Origin of the sequence: Sorangium sp. So ce128, assembly GCF_051525245.1 — a bacterium.
Taxonomy (GTDB): domain Bacteria; phylum Myxococcota_A; class Polyangia; order Polyangiales; family Polyangiaceae; genus Sorangium; species Sorangium cellulosum_B.
This window is the reverse complement of the sequence record NZ_CP150313.1, coordinates 9,243,963-9,263,061: the sequence shown is the minus strand read 5'-3', so window position 1 is coordinate 9,263,061 and position 19,099 is coordinate 9,243,963. Positions and strand designations below refer to the sequence as shown.

At 71.6% G+C, this 19,099-nt stretch carries 18 protein-coding genes; 11 read left to right on the top strand and 7 right to left on the bottom strand.

The window, feature by feature from the left end; all coding sequences use genetic code 11:
- Positions 1-339: 339 nt before the first annotated feature.
- Both WME82_RS35210 and WME82_RS35205 read left to right on the top strand, forming a co-directional pair.
- Entirely contained in the window at positions 340-804 is a 465-nt protein-coding gene (locus WME82_RS35210) for a TerB family tellurite resistance protein (RefSeq protein ID WP_437740893.1), read from the top strand.
- A 7-nt stretch (positions 805-811) separates the two neighbouring features.
- Entirely contained in the window at positions 812-2,737 is a 1,926-nt protein-coding gene (locus WME82_RS35205) for a hypothetical protein (protein ID WP_438038876.1), read from the top strand.
- Between the two features lie 169 nt (positions 2,738-2,906).
- On the opposite strand, the gene WME82_RS35200 is transcribed toward WME82_RS35205, so the two are convergent.
- The 3 genes from WME82_RS35200 to WME82_RS35190 all read right to left on the bottom strand — a co-directional run bounded on the left by WME82_RS35200 (position 2,907) and on the right by WME82_RS35190 (position 5,789).
- Positions 2,907-3,071: a hypothetical protein gene (locus tag WME82_RS35200; RefSeq protein WP_438038875.1), complete on the bottom strand. Its 165-nt coding sequence runs from the start codon at positions 3,069-3,071 to the stop codon at positions 2,907-2,909.
- A gap of 253 nt (positions 3,072-3,324) precedes the next feature.
- The gene (locus tag WME82_RS35195; RefSeq protein WP_438038874.1) at positions 3,325-4,233 is read right to left on the bottom strand and encodes an alpha/beta fold hydrolase; all 909 of its coding nucleotides are present in this window, start codon (positions 4,231-4,233) and stop codon (positions 3,325-3,327) included.
- Positions 4,234-4,376: 143 nt separating this feature from the next.
- The gene (locus WME82_RS35190; protein WP_438038873.1) at positions 4,377-5,789 is read right to left on the bottom strand and encodes a spondin domain-containing protein; all 1,413 of its coding nucleotides are present in this window, start codon (positions 5,787-5,789) and stop codon (positions 4,377-4,379) included.
- 561 nt (positions 5,790-6,350) lie between these two features.
- Here WME82_RS35190 and WME82_RS35185 point away from each other — a divergent pair.
- The 5 genes from WME82_RS35185 (at position 6,351) to WME82_RS35165 (ending at position 10,841) form a co-directional block, all read left to right on the top strand.
- Positions 6,351-7,259, top strand: a complete 909-nt coding sequence (locus WME82_RS35185; RefSeq protein WP_438038872.1) for a pirin family protein — start codon at positions 6,351-6,353, stop codon at positions 7,257-7,259.
- Between the two features lie 167 nt (positions 7,260-7,426).
- On the top strand, positions 7,427-7,822 hold the full coding sequence (locus WME82_RS35180; RefSeq protein WP_437740869.1) for a GFA family protein: 396 nt from the start codon (positions 7,427-7,429) through the stop codon (positions 7,820-7,822).
- Between the two features lie 105 nt (positions 7,823-7,927).
- Positions 7,928-8,302: a BlaI/MecI/CopY family transcriptional regulator gene (locus tag WME82_RS35175; RefSeq protein ID WP_437524485.1), complete on the top strand. Its 375-nt coding sequence runs from the start codon at positions 7,928-7,930 to the stop codon at positions 8,300-8,302.
- Positions 8,299-9,729: a M56 family metallopeptidase gene (locus tag WME82_RS35170; protein WP_438038871.1), complete on the top strand. Its 1,431-nt coding sequence runs from the start codon at positions 8,299-8,301 to the stop codon at positions 9,727-9,729. The genes WME82_RS35175 and WME82_RS35170 overlap by 4 nt, the downstream gene beginning before the upstream one ends.
- Positions 9,730-9,773: 44 nt before the next feature.
- On the top strand, positions 9,774-10,841 hold the full coding sequence (locus tag WME82_RS35165) for a hypothetical protein (protein ID WP_437912472.1): 1,068 nt from the start codon (positions 9,774-9,776) through the stop codon (positions 10,839-10,841).
- 65 nt (positions 10,842-10,906) lie between these two features.
- Here the strand turns inward: WME82_RS35165 and WME82_RS35160 are convergent, their stop codons facing one another.
- From WME82_RS35160 to WME82_RS35150, 3 genes are all read right to left on the bottom strand, one after another.
- The gene (locus tag WME82_RS35160) at positions 10,907-11,437 is read right to left on the bottom strand and encodes a hypothetical protein (protein ID WP_438038870.1); all 531 of its coding nucleotides are present in this window, start codon (positions 11,435-11,437) and stop codon (positions 10,907-10,909) included.
- Between the two features lie 639 nt (positions 11,438-12,076).
- Positions 12,077-12,760 carry a hypothetical protein gene (locus WME82_RS35155; RefSeq protein ID WP_438038869.1) on the bottom strand — a complete coding sequence of 228 codons (684 nt, stop codon included), beginning with the start codon at positions 12,758-12,760 and terminating at the stop codon, positions 12,077-12,079.
- A 107-nt stretch (positions 12,761-12,867) separates the two neighbouring features.
- Complete coding sequence (locus WME82_RS35150; RefSeq protein ID WP_438038868.1) at positions 12,868-13,464, bottom strand: hypothetical protein; 597 nt, start codon at positions 13,462-13,464, stop codon at positions 12,868-12,870.
- A gap of 583 nt (positions 13,465-14,047) precedes the next feature.
- Between WME82_RS35150 and WME82_RS35145 the strand changes: the two genes are divergently transcribed.
- Genes WME82_RS35145 through WME82_RS35130 form a run of 4 tightly spaced genes read left to right on the top strand, consistent with a single transcriptional unit; the run spans position 14,048 to position 17,622 of the window.
- Positions 14,048-14,743 carry a hypothetical protein gene (locus tag WME82_RS35145; protein ID WP_438038867.1) on the top strand — a complete coding sequence of 232 codons (696 nt, stop codon included), beginning with the start codon at positions 14,048-14,050 and terminating at the stop codon, positions 14,741-14,743.
- A 19-nt stretch (positions 14,744-14,762) separates the two neighbouring features.
- Positions 14,763-15,272, top strand: a complete 510-nt coding sequence (locus tag WME82_RS35140) for an RNA polymerase sigma factor (RefSeq protein WP_157907086.1) — start codon at positions 14,763-14,765, stop codon at positions 15,270-15,272.
- Positions 15,269-16,036, top strand: a complete 768-nt coding sequence (locus WME82_RS35135) for a DUF4384 domain-containing protein (protein WP_438038866.1) — start codon at positions 15,269-15,271, stop codon at positions 16,034-16,036. The genes WME82_RS35140 and WME82_RS35135 overlap by 4 nt, the downstream gene beginning before the upstream one ends.
- Complete coding sequence (locus WME82_RS35130) at positions 16,033-17,622, top strand: caspase family protein (protein WP_437852135.1); 1,590 nt, start codon at positions 16,033-16,035, stop codon at positions 17,620-17,622. Before WME82_RS35135 ends, WME82_RS35130 begins: the two co-directional genes overlap by 4 nt.
- A 313-nt stretch (positions 17,623-17,935) precedes the next feature.
- On the opposite strand, the gene WME82_RS35125 is transcribed toward WME82_RS35130, so the two are convergent.
- Positions 17,936-19,027 carry an SBBP repeat-containing protein gene (locus tag WME82_RS35125; RefSeq protein ID WP_438038865.1) on the bottom strand — a complete coding sequence of 364 codons (1,092 nt, stop codon included), beginning with the start codon at positions 19,025-19,027 and terminating at the stop codon, positions 17,936-17,938.
- Between the last annotated feature and the right edge of the window lie 72 nt (positions 19,028-19,099).

Below are 19,099 nucleotides of genomic sequence, written 5' to 3'. Positions count from 1 at the left end.
GCGCGTCGATCGCCGCGCGACGGCGGCCGAGATGGGCGCGCGAGGCTCCTCGACGCCGCGGCGCAGCTCGACGACCCCGCGCGGCGCGCGCGGTCCCTCGAGCGCGTCGAGGAGAACGCCCGCACGCTCGAGCTCGCGCGGGCGTGGGTCGACGAGGGGAGCGCCGTCGCATGAGGTGAGGAGCCGTTGCCTCGTCGAGGAGAAGCGTTGTTCCCGGAGAGGCGCCGCTTCACGCCGTCGCCGGGAGCACGACGATGTCGGCGGCTCGGCCTGAGCGGGGCGCTTCCCGTGATCGGGCCGCCCTGATACGGTGGGGCCCCTCAAGGAGGAGCTAGCCTGATGGTCGCCATCAACGAAGCACGCGTGAAGGAGAGGTACGGCCGGCTGCCGAGCTCGGACGAGCAGGCGCTCTCGTACCTCAAGGCGCTCAAGGTCATCGTCGGCGCCGACGGGGAGATCCCCGAGGCCGAGCTCAAGGCGCTGCGCAAGGGCATGCAGCGCCTCGGGCTCCCGGAGTCGTTGACCCGCGAGGTCGAGGGCTTCGACTTCCGCAGCGGGAAGCTCGAGGTGCTCCTGCCCGGCTTCAAGAAGGGCGGGCTCCGCGCGCGCATGCTGCTGCGCGACGCCATCGAGGTGGCGCGCGCCGACGGCACCTACGCGGAGGCGGAGAAGGCCGCGGTGGCCAGGGCGGCCGCGCTGCTCGGCGTGGAGCAGGCGACGGTGAAATCCATCGAGGCGCTGGTCGAGCTGGAGCACGCGGCCAAGCACCTGCGCAAGGCGCTCTTCCCGAAGAAAGAGAAGTAAGCCGCGGATGGATGCCCCGGCGCGACCCCGGCTGACCTCGCGCCAGCTCGGGCTGGTCAGCGCCATCACCCGGAGCCCGCGCCTGAAGCGGGCGCTGGTCGAGGCCACGGAGGCGCTGCCCGAGGGCGCGGTGGTGCGCGTCGGCGGGCGGTTCCTGCGGGTCGGCGGCGCGCTGGGCAGCGGCCTCGTGGGCGTGGTCTACGAGGCGCGCTGCCTGGAGACGGGCGCCCGGCTCGCGTACAAGCGGTCGCGGGCGGGCGTCGCCTTCTTCCGGGAGGCGCTCCGGGTGGAGGCGCTCTCGGCGCGCCGTGCGGCGGCGCTCCGCGCGCTCCGGCCCGCGGCCATCGTGGAGACCGACGCGCGCGGCATCGCCAAGGAGCTCTGCGCCCGGCCCACCCTGCAGGCGGAGCTGCTCGCGGGCGAGCTGGATCCGGCGCGGCGCGCCGCGCTGGTCGAGGCGCTCGGGGAGGCGGGGGATCTCTTCCGCCGCGAGGGGATCCTCCTCGATCTCTCCCCGAAGAACCTCTGCTGGGACGACGGGTGGGTGCTGCTCGACACGGGCCCCAAGCTGCAGCGCTCGGACCTCGTGGGCGTGCTGGAGCGGCCCGCGTGGTCGACCTACGTCGCGCACGCGCGCCGGAAGCTCGCCGCCGGCCCATCGGCCCCGTCGGCGGTCGCGCTGCCCGGGGGGCCCGAGCCGCCGCTCGTGGCGCGGCGCTGGGCGTTCGTGCGGGATCTGTGGCGGTGGTTCCCCGTCGATCCGGCGCCGGACGTGGCGTCGTTCCTGGTGATCGTCGACGACGATCACGCGGACGACGAGGCGGTGTTCCTGACCGACGAGGCGGACGGCCGGGTGGTGCCGGCGCCGGGCGCGGACGCGCGCCTCGCCGGGAGCGCGCTCGTCCGCCGGTGCGCCGAGGAGGCGCCGGACCGGCCCTTCCGGCCGCGCGGGGAGGCGCCGCTTCCGCTCCCGCTGGCGGCGCCGGTCGTGGATCTCCCGTCGCTCTCGCGCGAGGTGGCGCCGGCCTTCGCCGGGCGCGCGCTGAAGATCGCGGTCGCGCCGGGCGCGCCGCTCGCCGCGCCGACGCTGCCGGTCGGGCGCTACGCGCACTGGCGCGATCTCGCCGCCGCGGACAGCGCGCTGCGGCCCACGGACATCTTCACGCACGAGGTGCTCGAGGGCTCGCGCACCCTCGCCGAGCGCGTGTTCCGGGCGCGCGGCGCCCGGCGCGTCGACGTCCCGCTGCCGCGCTCGGATGGGCCGTTCGCGGAGCTCACCTGCATGCAGGTGGGCGAGGCCCGGCGGGCCATCGTGCTCGTGCCCGGCTTCCGCGCCGGCCCGGACGCCGCGGCGGCGCTGGTCTCGGCGCTGGCCGAGCGCGGCGTCGCGGGCCTCTATGCGATCGCGTACGTGGGCGTGCGCAACCCGCGCGGCCAGCCGCTCGTGACGAGCGGCCGCTGGGAGGCGATCTTGCTCTGGAGCGCGATCGACCACCTGTGCGCGCGGCTGGGCGCCGGCAGCGCCGCGCTGCTCGCGGCGTCCCACGGCAACTTCGGCGCGATGATCGTCGCCGGGCTGCACCCCGCGGTCGACTGCCTAGCGCTCGACTCGCCGATCGAGCGCCCGCTCGATCTGCCGGCGAGCTTCGGCGCGCTGCGGGGCGTGCCGGCGTCCGCGATCCACGAAGAGCTCGCCGCGCACCACCTCCCGAGCGAGCCGGTCTCCTTCCGGATCCCCGACCGGCCCGGGCTGCGCGTGCTGACGCTGCGGCCGCGCGAGGACGCGTTCGCGCGCATCTGCGGGGGGCTGGAGGGCGGGGAGGTGGTCGTCTACGACGGGGGGCACGCGGCGACGATGCGCCACGACAGCGCGGAGCGCGGGGTTCCGGCGGTGTGCGTGGAGCGGATCGCGGGGCTGCTCGGGCCAGGATGACTGCGCGTTGGCAGGGGTCGGCCCTGGGCGGTTCGATGGTGCCGCACCCGCCAGGGTCCCCACGAGGGGCGTAGACAGCTCCCCCAGGCCGAAGAAGTGCGCCAGCGCGTACAGGCCCGAGCCGCTCACCAGGGGTGGCCGGCCGGGTGCTCCTGGTTCGACGGGGTGTTCAAGAAAGGATCCCAGTCGCCCCCCGGATCATGGTGTTCGATCGCCGTGAGGCGATGTGCGCCGGGTCGTCGAAGCTGGGCGGCGGATCGACCGGGAACTGGTCATTCGATGTCATCGCCCACGGCAGCGCGGTCTTGGCAGGTGGCTGCTCGACGAGGAACATGGCTGCTTCTTGGGGGAGGACGACGAGAATCGAGCTGGAGCTGAATCTGGGGCCGCATGCGCGAAAGATGAAGATACGGCTGTCGGTGAGCGACACCGGCCCTGGAATAGACCGCGCGGCGATTCTTGCCGCTGCCACGCGCGCCGACGTGGCAGGACGATGCTCGAGCTCAGCTGCGACACCGCGCGAGGAGGGAGCGGCTACAGGCGAGGCGGCTGTGCAGGTGGCGGGAGCTTGGCCCATGGGCTCTTGGCTACTGTAGGCCGAGCAAGAACTCCTGTATGCGGGCCGATACCACGCCCCCTGCCTCGAGGAGCATCGCGTGGCCTGTGCGGAGCACGATCATCCACTCGGCACCCGGAATGAGGCGGCGCAACGCGTCGAGATCGGCCCGCAGGGCCATCACGTCGCGCTCGGGCGCGATGACCAGGACCGGCACCCGCACCTGGGGGAGGACGTCCGACGCACGTGCCTCCATCAACGACCGCAGAGACTCCCAGTAAGCGCGAAGGTCCATGGTCCCGACGGCGCGGAGGAAATGCTCCAGCTCCTCGCGAGGCGCCTCGGGCCCGAAGACGCCCGCGGCCTGGCCCAGGGGGAAGAGGGCCTTGGACGCCGTGACGCGGCGCACGACCGGCGCAATACGAGGGACGATGGGGGCCGCCGTCCGTAGCGCCACACGGAGGGCCGCGCGCGCGCCGGGGATCCGGAAGGCGGCGTTCGACGCGTAGGGGTGATCGGCGCCGCCGGCGATGAGCACCATCGCGCGCACGAGATCAGGGCGGCGGCGGTAGAGCTCGAGCAGCACCGTGACGCCCATGGAAAAGGCGATGTGCACCGGCGCGCCGGCGAACGTACTACGAGCACGGACCGCCTCCGTCACCCGGAGGAGGTCGTCTGCGTGGGTCGGAATGGCGTAGTCGCCCGAGCGCGCCGTCTCGCTCTGCCCGTGGCCCCGGTAGCTCCAGTGGACCAGGTGGGTCGTCGTTGCGAGCGCGCTGACGAGGTGCTTCCAGAAGTTCTCCGTCGTGCTGAGGCCGTTCGTGAGGACGACGGGCGCTCGATCCCGCAGCTGCACCTCGTCGCCTGGGCGCTGGTGCGTGTGCCACGCGATGCGCGTCCCATCGCTTGCAACGATGTGCCGGAGGATCGAGCCTTCCATGATCGGAATGGACGCTAGCATGCACGACCTCGCGACCAGCGCGCGACAGGTCAGCGTTCCACCTGCTCGGAGGTCACGCGTGAACGGCCCGGGCGTCCCCGGGGCCGTGATTCAGCAGCCAGCGCTGCCGCTCGTGGTCCCCGCTACCGCGCCGGGCTGATGGTCACCTTCAGCATCTGGTTGGCCGCAGGATACAGATAACCGTCATCGACGGAGCGCACCCGGCCCGTGGGATCGTCGGCGCCCATCTGCGGCCCGGCCTGGCGCGGCGCCTGGTCGGGGCCCACGCCGGGCCACTGGTTGGCCTCGGTGCCCGCGTCCCAGATCGAGACCTGGTCGGAGACATCGCCGCTCACCGGCTCGCCGCTCGCGTCGAACAGCGCGATCCCCTCCTCGCTCGGGGCGAAGAACAGATCGTTCGATTGCCCCAGCATCGACGCGAAGCTCAGCCGCTCGCCGGGCCGCGCGGTCACCGTGAAGCTGAACTTCGCGCCGGGCAGCAGCGGCCCCGGCATCGAGGCGCCCACGGGCGTGTCGTAGACCAGCACCGACGAGAGCCCGCTCTCGCCCCCGACCTCGGCCTCCAGCGACTCCGCGAGCATGGTCGGGTTCCCGTCCTCGGCCAGCATCTCGAGTCCCTTGCTCCGGTCCGCCTCGCCCGACCTGAACAGCGGCGCTGCGGCCCCGTGCACCACCGCGACGCCCGGCGCCGCCGGCGAGGTCAGCCCCGCGCGGGGCATGACCCCCTCGTGCAGCATCATCGGGTTCCCGTCCTCGGCTTGCGCCTCCAGCCCGTTACCGGGGTACGCCTTCCCGACCGTGAACAGCGGGTTTTCCATCGTGTGCACCACGAAGAGCCCCGGCGACAGCGGCACGGCGGCCGGCTCCCCGCCCTCGGGCATCAGCGTCCCCACCTCCGACATGTTGGTGATCCGGATCGTGAACTCATTGCCCGGCTCCGGCGTCACGATCACCTGGATGACCTCCTCGACCGCCGGGTAGGTATAACCATCCTGGACCAGCCGCACCGTGTTGTCCGGGTCCTTGGCGCCCGTGTTCGGGCCGCTCTGCCGGGGCGCCTGGTTCGGCCCCGCGCCCGGCTCCTCGTTGGCCTCGCTGCCTGCGTCCCACAGCAGGACCTGGTCGGTCACGTCCCCGCTCACCGGGCTGCCCGCCTCGTCGTGGAGCGCGATCCCGGCGCCATCGGGCGCATAGAACAGATCATTCGACTGCCCGAACATCGTCGTGAACGACAGCCTGTCGCCTGGCAGGGCGCCGACGCGGAACTCGAAGCTCTTCTCTGGGAAGAGCGGTCCGGGCATGCTCTCGCCCACGGGCGTGTTGAACACGCCGGCCACCCGGTAATCCCGCGCGGGCGTCACGTTCTCGATGGTCACCTCGAAGCTCGTGGCCGCATCCCCGCCAGCAGATCCGCCGGCGCCTCCCCCGCCCATGCCGCCGGCGCCTGTGGTATCGCCGCCTCCGCCATCGCTGCAAGCAGCGGCGAGGGTGAGGACAAGGGACATGGCCGACAGCGTGCGACGCCGAATCTTCATGACGATCCTCCAGAAGCAGTGAATGAGATGACGCGAACTGGATCGCCCCCCGCCGCGGCGAGCGGCGTGCAGCGATCGTTCCTCCAACGCGCTGGAGACCGGAGCGGCCGCGGGCGCCCGCGTCGGCCCGCGATGGCCAGTGGCGCGTGGTTCGAGGGGGCTACGCGGCGGGTGCAGATCGGTTTCGCGACTTTCGCACGCGCCTGCACGATCGCGCTCGGGAAGAATTGTTCAGCGCGGCCGTCGGTCGCCTCGAGCGCGTGGGCGCCTCACTTCGGACTCCTCTGTGATCGGTCCGGCGGCGCCCCGCTCGGCACGCTCTTGAGAATCGTGGAAGTCTCCGCCGTTCGTTCCTCCGCGCCAGCGCCGTCGCCCAAGGACTTCCCCGGTTCCGCGCTCACGGCAGGCCCCCGGCGGCTTGGCACCGCCTCACACGCAGCCACGCAAGAACCTGGGCGACGCGCCGCTACACATCCGGAGCGCCTCCTGGGCTAGGGTAGCGATCCCTGGACCGAGGCGACGCCCCGCGCACCCCCGCCCAGCGCTGCGAAGGAGCCCCCGATGAGCCGTTACGCCGACCATGAACCCGCCTGCGTGGACTCGTCCGCGAACGCGATCGAGCTCGTCATCGACGCGCGCGCCCGCGATCTGGGCGGCTTCTCCGTGCGGCGCGTGCTGCCGTCGGCCCGCCGCCGGCTCGTCGGTCCGTTCGTCTTCTTCGACCACATGGGCCCTGCGCGCTTCGCCGTGGGACAGGGCATCTCGGTGCGCCCGCACCCGCACATCGGGCTCGCGACGCTGACGTACCTGTTCGAGGGGGAGATCCTCCACCGCGACAGCCTCGGCACGGCGCAGCCGATCCGGCCGGGCGACGTCAACTGGATGGTCGCCGGGCGCGGCATCGTCCACTCCGAGCGCGGTGACCTGACGCACGAGGCGCACCTCCACGGCGTCCAGTGCTGGCTCGCGCTGCCGATGGAGCACGAGGAGGACGCGCCCCGCTTCGAGCACCACCCGGCGGCGACGATCCCCGTCGTCACCCGGGACGGCGCCACGCTGCGCGTGATCGCGGGGGAGGCCTACGGCGCGCGCTCGCCGGTCGGCGTCCTGTCGCCGACGCTCTACGTCCACGCGGAGCTCGACCCGGGCGCGACGCTCCCGCTGCCCGAGGAGCACGCGGCGCGCGCGGCCTATGTGATCGACGGGTTGGTCGGCTGCGAGGGCCAGCGCTTCGGCGAGGGGACGATGCTCGTGTTCCGCGCGGGAGCGCAGCCGGAGCTCCGCGCGCTCTCGCAGAGCCGCGTGATGCTCCTCGGCGGCGCCGCGCTCGACGGCGACCGCCACATCCTGTGGAACTTCGTCTCGAGCTCGCCGGAGCGCATCGAGCGCGCGAAGCAGGACTGGAAGGCAGGGCTCTTTCCCAAGGTGCCGGGGGACGACATCGAGTTCATCCCGTTCCCCGACGGGTGAGGGGGCGCGAGCGCCGGAGCGGCGCGCTCAGGCGCCGCGTTCGAGGAGCCGGAGCGGCGCGCTCAGGCGCCGCGTTCGAGGGAGCCGGAGCGGCGCGCTCAGGCGCCGCGTTCGAGGGAGCCGGAGCGGCGCGCTCAGGCGCCGCGTTCGAGGGAGATAAACGGGCCATGTTGAACGGAGCTTGTTATTGCGGTGCCGTGCGCTTCGAGGTCGACGACGCGTTCGGCTACGCCTTCTACTGCCATTGCTCGAGGTGCCGGAGGCGCACCGGCGCCGCCTGCGCCGCCATCGGCGGGATCGAGATCGACAGGCTCCGCGTCACCGCGGGGCGGGAGCACCTGCTCCGGGTCGGCGAGTCCGAGGACGGGTACCGCTGCGTCTGCCAGCAATGCTTCTCGCCCGTGTACGACGTCGTCCGCGAGCAGCGGTTCGCGCACGTGCAGCTCGGCACGCTCGACGGCGCGCCGGCGAAGGGGCCCGATCACCACATCCACGTCGGCTCGAAGGCGCCCTGGCATCAGATCACGGACGCCTTCCCCCAGTTCGAGGAGCTGCCGACGTAGCTCGCGGCCCGACCCGGGCCCGGGATCCCGCCGGCCGCCGCCCCGGAGCTCGCGCGACTACATTTGTAGTTGACGGGCGGCCGCCCATGAACGACACTTGTCGTCGTGGGAACCGAAGCGCTGACCGATCTGCAGCTCGCGGTGATGAAGGCCCTCTGGGCCGTCGGGGAAGGCACCGTCGGGGACGTCGTCTCGGCGATGGCGGAGGACGGGCGGGAGCTCGCTCCCACGACGGTGGCGACCTTGCTGCAGCGGCTCAGCCAGCAGGGGTGGGTGGAGCGCAAGAGGTCTGGCAGGCAGTTCGTGTACCGCGCGTCGGTCGACCAGAAGGAGGCGGCCAGGGGCGTGCTCCACCGCGTGCTGCGCTCGTTCTTCGGCGGCAGGGCCTCGGCCCTCACCGCGCAGCTCCTCGAGTCGGAGCAGCTCAGCCCTGAAGAGCTCGAGGAGATGCAGCGGCTGATCAAGGAGAAAGGCGCGTGATCCTGGCGCTCCACCTGCTCGCGGGGCCGGGCGCCTGGCCCGGCGTGGCCGCCCTCTGGCTGGCGCTGCTGCTCACCTGTTCGGCCCACGCCGCGGTGTGGACCGGGGCGGCGGCGCTCCTGGCTCGACGGAGATCCCTCTCGTCCTCCACGCGGCACCTGCTCTGGAAGATGGCGCTGTTCGGTCCGCTCGCGACACTGCTGCTCGCGGCGGCGATGTCATGGGGCTTCGAGCGCGCGCCCGGGGACACGGCGTCTCCTGGAGAGATCGCCGTCCTGTCGCTCGAGGACGCCCCCGCGCCGGCGGTCCTCGATGCCGCGCCGGACGCCGGCGGCTCGACCAGGGAGAGCGCCAGCGCCGGATCACCGGCGTGGCGCGCCGGGGGAAGCCAGGGGTGGAACCTGCTCGCCGCGTGCACGGCCGGAGCGGCCGCGCTGGGGCTGCTGCGGTTCGCCTCGTCGGCGCTGCTGCTGTGGCGTGGGCTCCGCGGGCGCAGGGAGGTGCAGGACGCGCGGCTGCTCCAGCGGCTCGATCGGCTGCGCGCCCGGATCGGGCTGCGCCGGGTCGCGCTGACGGAGAGCGCCGGTGTCGGCAGCCCGCTCGTCATCGGAGCCTCCGAGATCTGCGTCCCGCTGGCGAGGCTCGCCGCCCTCACCGACGCCGAGGTCGACGCCGTGTTCGCGCACGAGCTGGCGCACATCGAGCGCCGCGACGGGCTGTGGTTTCCGGCCGCTGGCCTCGTGCAGTCGGTCCTGTGGGCGCATCCTCTCGTCCACTGGGCGTCGTCCCGCTTCCGCCAGACAGCGGAGCTCGCCTGCGACGATCGCGCCGTCGAGCTCACGGGGGATCCCCTCGGTCTGGCGCGCGCGCTGGTCCAGGTCGCGTCGGGCGCGTCGCTCGCCCCGCGGCGCGCGCTGGTCCCGGCCATGGCGCGCTCGGCGGGCGCGCTCCTTCCGCGCGTCAGGCGCCTGCTGGATGCGGGGAGCCGGGCGCGATCCACGCCGCGCCCTCGGGGCCGGCGGCGGGCCATCGCCAGCCTCGCCGCGGCCGGCGTGGCGGCTGCGGGCCTGAGCGTCCAGGTGGCGCGCGCGCGGCCGCCGCTGCTCGCGTCAGGCGCGGGCGGCGCGCTCGCGCGGGATCGTGGCGCTGCCCTCGACGCGACGGCATCGCCGCCCGACGCGGCCGCGGCGAGCGAGCAGATGGTCGAGCTCGCGCGCCGTGAGCAGGAGATCGAGGCGCGGCTCGAGGAAGCGCTGCTCCTCCCCGAGGCGCAGCGCGAGGACACCCAGGCTGCCGTGCTCGTGCTCGAGCTGCGCCAGGAGCTGAGGCACGCGCGCGCCGCGAAGGCCTGGATCGAAGAGCGATTCGTCGACGAATGGACGACGTGGGAGAGGCGCCCGCGGGCGTCCGGCAGCGCGCCTCGGTAGCGCGCTCCGCACACCGCACGGGCCTGTCCAGAACAGGAGCTGACATGTCGATCATGAAGAGGACGCCGAGCGCGTGGCGCACGGCTGCGCGCTCGGCGCGTGCGGGGTTGACCGCCCGGGCTCTGTGCGCGGTCGCGACGATGGGGCTGACGGCCGCCGGCTGCGCGCGCGCGGAGGTCGTCACCCTGGAGCGCACGGGACAGCCCATCACCGTCCACAGGCCGGCGCTGTATCCGGAGACGATCGAATTCGACGGCAGCCGAGGCAAATTCCTCGTGAGCTCGTTCAGGGAGGGCGCGATCTACGCGGTGGACGGCGATGGCGGCGTCTCCCGTGTCGTCGACGACCCACGCCTCTGCTCGGTGCTCGGCATCGCCGTGGACGTCGAGCGGGGGCGGCTCTGGGCGGTGAGCTCCGATCTCGGCGCGAGCATCAAGCCATCTGCCGCGGGGCCGAAGAACCTGGCCGCCGTGGGCGTCTACGATCTCTCCACGGGCAAGGCCATCCACTACGTGGATCTCGCGCCGCTGTCCCCCGGCGCTCACCTCGTGAACGGCATCGCCCTGGACTCGGCCGGCAACGCCTACGTCACCGACAGCTTCTCGCCGACCATCTACAAGGTCGATCCGCAGGGAAACGCGGCCGTCTTCCTGCGGGACGAGCAATTCGCCGGCGATGGGATCAACCTCAACGGGGTGGTCGTCCACCCCGATGGCTATTTGCTGGTCGTCAAGAAGAGCGATGGCAGCTTGTTCAAGGTGCCCCTCGCGAACCCCTCGCGGTTCGCCAGGGTCGATGTCGCCGAGCGGTTCGTGGGCGGCGACGGGCTGACCCTGGTGGGGAAAAAAGATCTCGTGGTCGTCGCGAACCAGGCCGCTGGCGTCGCGTCGAACGCCGCGTTCTCGCTGTCGAGCGAGGACGGCTGGAGCACCGCGAGGTTGCGCGCGGTCCAGCGGCTCGGCGACGTCTATCCGACCACCGGCGTGCTCCGGGACGGAAAGCTCTATGTCATCTACAGCAAGCTGAACGAGCTCATCCAGTCGTCACCGGAGCAGCGAGAGCGGCTGCGGGTGGAGGCGACGATCCAGCAGATCGGCAGCGCAGCGCTGTAGCCGCGGCGCGCCTCGCGGCCGGATCGAGGCGGGCAGGGTCCTGCGGGGCGCGCCTTGCGGCGGCGTCAGGGCTGGTCTTCGCCCTGGCCCTGGCCTTCGCCGGTGTTGCCGAGATCGGGGCATTTCTGCGCGATGAGGTCACACGCCGCGACGGGGGCCTCGAGCGCGCTCGTCGTGGAATCGCAGCTGAGCGCTCGGACCTTCTCGGCGTTCGCCAGCATGCACGCCTCGTACTCGGCCACCGTCGCGGTGCAGCCGACGCGCGCCTCGGCCGGCGGCAGACAGCTCGCCGTGGCCGCCTCGTCCGCTCGCGCCGGCGGCTGCTGGCCCTCGGCCAGGCACTTGTCCCTCACGACGGTGCACGCCTGCCCGACCGTGGACCACAGGAGCCCGACGAACTCGCAGGTATCCTGCCTGGTGAGCACGAGGTTCGGCGTGAGCGACTGGCACGTGGTGCCTTCGTCCGCGGTCGTCAGGTCCTTGAGTTGCTTGCTGCTCAGCGCGGCAGGGATCGGAGCGGCCGCCACGTCCTTGCCGCCCCAGAGGACGAGCGACAGGAAGGCCGAGAGTGCTCCGAGTCGAATCAGTCGATTCATTCGTTCTCTCCCTTGTACGAGCGGCCGGCTCCGGCCGCGGACGGGCTCGGAGCAACCGACGTACCCGCACCCGCGTTGTGCACGACGGGGCCGCGCGTGTCTCCGTCGCCGCCCGCGGCGCGACGAACGAGGACCAAGCGCTCGTGGGTCTTCCAGCCTTCCCTCCTTCGCGACCGCGCGCTCTGGCGAGATCCCATCCAATCCACCCTGGCCGCCTGTCCTTCGGTGTGGGTGCGCGCGCGCTCGCCGGCGCGGGCAGGATGGGTACAGGGCAGCTCGCCCTGCCATGGCGGCGGCGGGCTTACAGGGGACGGCGCTCTGGCGCTCGGACGAAGCGGGTCGGACGACGTGAAGTCGAGCCATCCGGCGCAAGGACACCAGCGAGAGAAAATCCTGGCTCTCCTGGCGTCCCGGTGAACTCCTGGTACTGACGAATCATCTCATTGGGTCGGCATTGTAGCGGAATATGGAACAGGGAAGCGGAGAGACAGGGAGTTTAAAAAAATACTCCCCGTCTCCCCGTCTCCCCGTGAATATTCCCGGAAGATTCGAGGGGGATGCTTCAGCTCCCGGCACGCGCTGCCGCGCCGGCCGCGGCGAGCGCCGCGCCGGAGCGAAGGGCGGCCGGGGGAGGGGCCTTCAGAAGAGGTCCCGCTCTCCGCCCGGATACACGAAGGAGCTGCGGGGCGAGTACCACGAGGCGCTCTTCACCACCTGGATCGGGCTCCCGGGCCGCAGCGCGTACACCGGGTGATCCTTCGCGAGGAACTCGACGGCGAGGAGCTCGTACGGGTCGGCCATGTCCGCGATATAGGGGTAGTTGCCGGCGACGAGCCGTCCGTCGACCTTCGTCACGTAGGCGAGGTGGCCGCGCGCGACCACGCCGATCTTGTTGCCGACGAGCGCCGTGGTCCGGATGATGGGCACGCCGTCGACCGAGGTGGTCGCCACGAGCTCTCTGCCGTGCAGCTCGAGCGTCGTCGCCCCGGGCGACGCCGGCACGCCGCGCTCGCGCACATACCGGCGCACCGTCTCGGAGGAGTTGACGTAGTGCGTGAAGAACCGGGCCGGGCTCGCGCCGTCGGGCGTCGTGTGATCCGCGAGATCCAGCCCCAGGTAGGTGAGCGAATAGGCGCCGAAGCCGGAGGTCTGCTCCGGTTTGTCGACCACGTACTGGTTCATGTAGATGGCCTTGTTCTCCGCCGGCCTGATCCCGTCCGGCAGGAGCGCCGCGGCGGCGGTCGGATCCGCTGGGACCCAGCTCGAATAGAGCATACGGCTGTCGATGACCATCTGCGGCGCGGCGAGCTTCGACTCCGACATGGTGCTTTCCTTCTCCCCCCGGGAGACGAGCAGTATCACAACTCGGCGCCCCGCGACGCACGAGGCGCCGGGCCGACCCCGCGGCGAGCGCCGCGGCGCCCGGGCCGCTACTGGACGAGCGAGCAGACGTAGAACCGCTTGTTGTCGCAGTAGTCGCCGCTGCACTCCACCGCCGTGATGAACCGGTTCGTGCCGAAGTGTACGTACCACTCCTCCTCCGACAGCCAGTCCGACCAGGAGCAGCTCGTGAGGCGCCCAACCGCAGGTTTGGTGCACTCCAGCGAGATCTCGTCGCAGTTGCTGTCCGCGCAATCGATGCCCGTCACGATGCCCTTGCTCCCGCGGCCACCGAAGCAGTAGCGCACGTTGTCGCCGAGCTCGAACGCTTCGCAGCTGCCGCCGCTCGGGCCGTCCGAACACACGATCTCGCCGAGATCGCTGTCCCCCTCCTCGGAGAAGTAGCTCGTCCAGTACCTGGTGGAGATGTCCAGAGAGCTCCAGGAGGGCAATCCATTGCAGTGCAGCGCGACCTCGTCGCAGTAATCCCCCCAGCACGCGAAGCCGGTGGCGGCCTCGGGGCCGGGACAGTAGGCGGGGGCGTCTTCTTCCGAAACGTAGCCGGTCCAGCCAGCCTGGGCGGGAGAGGCCGCCGCGATCGACGCGAGCGCAACACAGCCTCCGAACAGCACGGCGATCTTGTTCATGACAGCAAGGCTCCTTTGTCTGTGGTGTCGGCAGGGCGTCGTCGGGCGGGCATGGGCCGGAGGATTCCGGCCAGACGTGCGTGGGTCGGGAACCTCCACGCGGCCTCGCCGTCTGCGTTCGAGCGCCTGCTGGCGACGTCGAATAGCAACCGATGCGCCACGCGCCTCGGGCGCGCCGGGCGCCGGCGTTCACGGGGTGGAGGAGGAGATGCGCGCGGCGCGCGGCCAGCAGCTTGAGCCATCGTTGCGCGACTCGAGCGTCATCGGCCCGAGCTGGTTCGATCGGATGGTGGTGCGGTAATTTTCCGGTAAAGCTGCATGACCAACAATCGACATCGACCCGTGCCCAAACCGGGACCCCTGCGGTCTCTCCAGGTCGAAGGGGCCAGCGAAGGCGGGTCCCCCTCTGGGGCGCCGCGCTGCACCGAACGGCGGGCGTCCCGCCGTGCCTCCAGGAGAGCTCCGTCGGCGGCGCGACCGCACCACGGCGGTGACGGCGCGCGCTGCGCGCGGCGTCCTCTCGCGGATGGCTGGTTTGCTCGTTCACCATGGCTCGTTGTTCTTTTTTTCAAGGAGAAATGTCATGAACTTTCGTTCGATGCTCTCTTTTGCTCTTCCGCTCCTGCTCGCCGCGTGCGGCGACCCTCAGGTGGGCTCCGAGTATCCGGGCGAGGCTCTGCTGACGGTCGAGGGGACGATCGTCAATGAGCTCGACGTCGCGCCTGCGGGGCCGGTCGACGCCGTGCTGGTCTGGAACACCCAGGGCGATGTCGAAAACTACCCCGTCCAGACCGCGGTGACCGGGAGCTTTCCCGCGAGCTTCACGCTGTCGATCCATGCGCCCCCGCAGGAGAGCGCGCTCAACGATTTCAGCGAGTTCGGCCTCGTGGACACCCGGGTCGGCATCGCCACCGTCGAAGCGGCGCTCGACGAGGCCTCGGCCGGGGAGGGCACCTCGCTCGGCGTCGACGAGGATCATGTGATCGTGTACGTCGAGAGCGAGATGGCCGAAGGCGGCTTCTGGTCGAACCTCTTCGGAGGACAGCTCTCCCCCGGATTCCATGTCATGGATGTGGTCAGCCGCGAAGGCGACGTGGACGCAGAGCTGCAAGCGGCCTTCGACGCCTGCGACGCCGCGGCGACGACGGAGGCGGAGCACAACGCCTGCGCCGGCTATGACGTGAAGGTCAAGATCCGTCCCTCCGCCGGCGGGTCGAGCACGTCGCTCACCGTCCGAATGGCGCCCTCCGCGGATTTGACGTACCCCGACTGGCACTGATCGTGGTACACGCTCGGACGTGGAGGATCGCGAGGCGCTGGTGTCGCTGATCGAGGCGGCTTACCGGCAGCATGGGCACCTCGTGCTGCGCCGGGCGCGGCGGCTCCTCGGGAACGAGCAGGAGGCGCGGGAGATCCTCCAGGATGTCTTCGCCTCCCTGCTCGGCGAGCCCGGGCAGCTCGACGGCAAGGGCCCGATGGTGGGCTGGCTCTACGGCGCCACCACGCACGCGTGCCTGAACCGCATCCGCGATCACAAGAACCGGCTGCGGCTCCTCGACACCCACGTTGCACCCCTGCAGCAAGAGAGCGCGGCGGCGTCCGCCGAGAACGCCCTCCTCACGCGGGAGCTCCTCGCGCAGCTCCCGGGCGACCTCGCGCAGGTCGCCGTCCACTATTACTCCGATGAGATGACCCACGAGGAGATCGCGCGCGTGATGGGCTGCTCCCGCCGGCACGTCGGCAATCTGCTGGAGCGGCTGAAGGCCACGCTCTCCGACCGGATGAGAGAAGGGAGTTCGAGTCCATGACGCGACCCGAAGGGTGCCTCTCGGAGCTGAAGCTCGACGAGCTCATGGCGGGCCAGCTCGACGCGGCCGCGGCGCAGGAGGCGAGCGCGCACGTGGCTGGCTGTTCGCGGTGCTCGGCGCGGCGCTCCGAGATGGAGGCGGCGCGGGCCTCGTTCGCGGCGTCAGCGCCGCCCCTGCGGCTCGCCCGCGGCGCCACCATCTCGGAGCGCCGCGCCGTGGCGAAGGTCCGCCCGCCGCGCCGATGGCTGGCGCCCGCGGCGGCGAGCGCGCTCGCCGCGGCGGCGGCGGCGCTCTTCTTCTTCCGCTTCCACGCCGCGCCGGAGGGGCGAGACGCGGAGATCCCCGGAGAGCGCATCAAGGGAGCGGAGCACATCGGCTTCTACGTCAAGCGCGGCGGGAGCGTCCTGCCCGGCGGCGCCGGCGAGAGGCTCCATCCAGGCGACGCGATCCAGTTCACGTACTCCAGCGCGGAAGCGCGATATCTCGTGATCCTGAGCGTCGACGGGGCCTCCCAGGCGAGCGTCTATTACCCGAGCGGTCCTGTCGCGGCGCGGATCGAGCCGGGCCGGGAGGTCCTCCTCCCCCAGAGCACGGTGCTCGACGGCACGCTCGGCACCGAGCGGATCTTCGGGCTGTTCTGCTCGGAGGCGATCGCGGTCGAGCCGCTCCGGGCCGCGCTCGCGGCGCACCCCGACGCGCCGCCCGCCCCGCCGGGCTGCGACGTCGACGCGCTCACGGCGGAGAAGGTCGCGGCGTCGCCGTGATCCGCCGTCGCAGAGCGGCGCTCGCCGCCGCGGCGTGCGGCCTGGCCGCCGCCGCCGCGGCGGCCCCGGCCGAGGCGCGCATCGAGCGCTTCGCGGTGCTCATCGGCAACAACGCCGGAGAGAAGGGCGAGGTCGAGCTCCGGTACGCGGAGGACGACGCGTCGAAGATGTACGACGTGCTCAAGGACCTCGGCGGCTTTCCCCCGGCGAACCTGGTGCTCCTGCGGAGCGAGGGCGCGGAGACGGTCCGGCGCACGCTCATCACGATGAACGACCGTGTCCGCGCGGCCATCTCGAGCCCGGACACCGATGTCCTCTACCTCGTCTATTACTCCGGCCACGCCGACGCGAACGCGCTTCACCTCGGGCCGACGCCGCTCTCGCTGACGGAGTTCGAGCAGCTCGTCCGCGGCTCGGCGGCCTCGGCGCGGCTCTTGATCGTCGACTCGTGCCGGTCCGGGGCGCTGACGCGCGTCAAGGGCGGCACGAGCGCGCCCCCCTTCGTCATCAAGCTCGATCAGCGGCTCGCCGGGCAAGGGATGGTGACGCTCACGTCGAGCTCCGGAAACGAGGACGCTCAGGAGTCCGATGAGCTCAAAGGGTCGTTCTTCACCCACGCGCTCGTCTCGGGGTTGCTCGGGACGGCCGACGCGGATCGAGACGGCGCCGTCTCCCTCGAGGAGGCGTACCGCCACGCGTACGAGAGCACCCTGCGCGCCACGAGCCGCACGTGGGCCGGGGCGCAACACCCCACCTTCCGCTACGACCTCCGCGGCCAGGGCAAGCTCGTCCTGACCGAGCTGCCGGTCCATGCGTCGCTCCGGGGCGTGCTCCGATTTCCTGCCGGCAGGGCCTACCTCGTGATGCGAGACTCCAGCGAGGGCGCGGTGGTGGCCGAGGTGGGGGCGAGCGACGCGACGCGGACCGTCAGCCTGCGCCCTGGCCGTTACTTCGTGCGGGGGCGAGGCCCCGACTTTCTCCTGGAGGGGAGCGTCGACGCCGGGGCCGGGCAGACGATGGATGTCGGCGACGAGCGATTGAGCCGCGTCATGTTCGCCCGGCTCGTGCGCAAGGGCGGCGGCGTCCGCGAGGTCGCGCACGGGCCGGTGGCGGGTTATCAGCTCAGGACGCCCCTTGTCCCCGGGGATTCGCTCTGTCACGGCGGCTTCGTCGGGTACGGGATCGAGCTCCAGCACCTCGGCGTCGCGCCCCGGCTCAGCGCGTGCCGCAGCGCCTTCCAGAACGAGCACCTCACGGCGAGCGATGATGAGCTCGGCCTGGACGTGCGCCTGTCCCGCTCCTGGGACCTTCCCGTGATCAGCCTCGGCGTCGGGCTGAACGTCGGCCTCGCCGTCATGAGGCAGCGGTTCGAGACCGCCGGGCGCGCGCCCGACCGCCATGGCCTGGCAGGGGCGTTCGGCGTCGATACAGGGGTGAACATCGATCTGCCGGAGGGCTTCTACCTCGGCGTCGAGGCGGCGGCGCAGACGTACGTCTTCAAGCAGCAACGCGCGGGCAGCGACGAGGGCGAGGTCGGCCCCGCGGTGGCCATGCGGCTCCGCGTGGGTGTGGGCATGAGCCTTTGACGCGGGCTGCGCTCCTGCTGCGGAGCATACGAAGTCGGCGAGGGCGTCCTTCGAGATGGCCAGTGCTGCTACGACTACACCGCGGAATGCGCCTCCGTGGGCCGCCCATTCGTCGTGGGCGAGCGCGCCCGCACCGCGCGGGCGGCGCGGCGGGAGGCGGGCGCGTGGGGCGCATCGGCGCGCCCGGACGTCGCGCAGCTGACGCCGGCAGACCGCGCCGCGACCGGAGAGTCCGGCGCCACGGGCTCGGAGAGTTGCGCCGCCAAAGACGCTCCGCGTGTTCCCGGCAGCCCGCCGGGCAGATGGCGCAGGGTCATTCGGCGGGCACGTGCAGGACGAAGGCGTCCGACGTGGTAAAGAACACGCCGGTGTACCCGGCGACGTACAGATTGCCGTCGGCGTCTGCGGCCGCGGCGAGCGCCGTGTCGCTGCGCGGCGTCCCGATCTCCTTGGTCCATTGCGCTGCGCCGCTCGCGTCGAGCTTGCGCACGTAGACGTCCTCTTCGCCGCTGCTCGTGGATCCCACGAGGTAGACGTCGTTCTTGCCGTCTATTGCCAGGGCAAAGCCGTAGTCGTAGGACGCATTGCCGGCCTGGTGAGTCCATGTCGTCGCGCCGCCTGCGTCGAACTTGCGCACGAAGGCGTCCGGGGATCCCTCGCTCGGGCCGCCGACCTCGCCGGCGGTGCTCCCCGCGACGTAGAGGTTCCCGCTGCCGTCCACGCGCGCGGCGAAGACGAAGTCGTTCTCCGTGGAGCCGAACTGCCGAGTCCATGACGTCGCGCCGCTCGAGTCGAGCTTGCGCACGAAGGCGTCCCGCTGTCCTCGGTCCGAGTCTGGGACGACGCCACCGGAGGTGTACCCGCCGACGTAGGCGTTGCCGCTGCCGTCGACCGCTACGGCCATGGCTTCGTCCTCGTCCGGCCCACCAAACAGCTGAGTCCACGCCGGCGCGCCGTTCGTGTCGATCTTGGTCACGAACGCCTCACCCGTGTTCTGGCCGCCGCCGTAGCTGGTTCCGACAACATAAACATTTCCTTGGCCATCGACAGCCAAGGCGTTTGCCGACTCCGAGCGCCACGTGGCAAGCTGCCGTGTCCACAGCGTCGCGCCGCTCGAGTCGAGCTTCCGCACGAACGCGTCGCCAAAGCCTCCGCTGGCACCTTCGAGCCCGCCCCCCGTGGTTCCAGCCACGTAGACGTTGCCGCTGCCGTCGACCGCCACGCCCTTGGCGTGGTCGTCGCTCGATGTCCCAAACCGCTGAGTCCACACAACGGCTCCATGCGCATCGAGCTTGCGGACGAAGGCGTTCGATTCACCGCCGTCCGCTCCGAGCGCGCCGTGGGTGTTCCCCGCGACGTAAACGTTGCCGCCGCCGTCGACCGCCACGGCAAAGGCCGCGTACAAGCCCTCCGAACCGAATTTGTGATAAGGGTCGGCGCATACGGCATCGGCGGTTGCTGTTCCGGGGGTCGCCAC

Bases quoted from the DNA above. Each gene is read 5' to 3' on its own strand.
- WME82_RS35210 (WP_437740893.1), top strand. From the start codon at position 340: ATGGTCGCCATCAACGAAGCACGCGTGAAGGAGAGGTACGGCCGGCTG.
- WME82_RS35205 (WP_438038876.1), top strand. From the start codon at position 812: ATGGATGCCCCGGCGCGACCCCGGCTGACCTCGCGCCAGCTCGGGCTG.
- WME82_RS35200 (WP_438038875.1), bottom strand. From the start codon at position 3,071: ATGTTCCTCGTCGAGCAGCCACCTGCCAAGACCGCGCTGCCGTGGGCG.
- WME82_RS35195 (WP_438038874.1), bottom strand. From the start codon at position 4,233: ATGGAAGGCTCGATCCTCCGGCACATCGTTGCAAGCGATGGGACGCGC.
- WME82_RS35190 (WP_438038873.1), bottom strand. From the start codon at position 5,789: ATGAAGATTCGGCGTCGCACGCTGTCGGCCATGTCCCTTGTCCTCACC.
- WME82_RS35185 (WP_438038872.1), top strand. From the start codon at position 6,351: ATGAGCCGTTACGCCGACCATGAACCCGCCTGCGTGGACTCGTCCGCG.
- WME82_RS35180 (WP_437740869.1), top strand. From the start codon at position 7,427: ATGTTGAACGGAGCTTGTTATTGCGGTGCCGTGCGCTTCGAGGTCGAC.
- WME82_RS35165 (WP_437912472.1), top strand. From the start codon at position 9,774: ATGTCGATCATGAAGAGGACGCCGAGCGCGTGGCGCACGGCTGCGCGC.
- WME82_RS35160 (WP_438038870.1), bottom strand. From the start codon at position 11,437: ATGAATCGACTGATTCGACTCGGAGCACTCTCGGCCTTCCTGTCGCTC.
- WME82_RS35155 (WP_438038869.1), bottom strand. From the start codon at position 12,760: ATGTCGGAGTCGAAGCTCGCCGCGCCGCAGATGGTCATCGACAGCCGT.
- WME82_RS35150 (WP_438038868.1), bottom strand. From the start codon at position 13,464: ATGAACAAGATCGCCGTGCTGTTCGGAGGCTGTGTTGCGCTCGCGTCG.
- WME82_RS35145 (WP_438038867.1), top strand. From the start codon at position 14,048: ATGAACTTTCGTTCGATGCTCTCTTTTGCTCTTCCGCTCCTGCTCGCC.
- WME82_RS35135 (WP_438038866.1), top strand. From the start codon at position 15,269: ATGACGCGACCCGAAGGGTGCCTCTCGGAGCTGAAGCTCGACGAGCTC.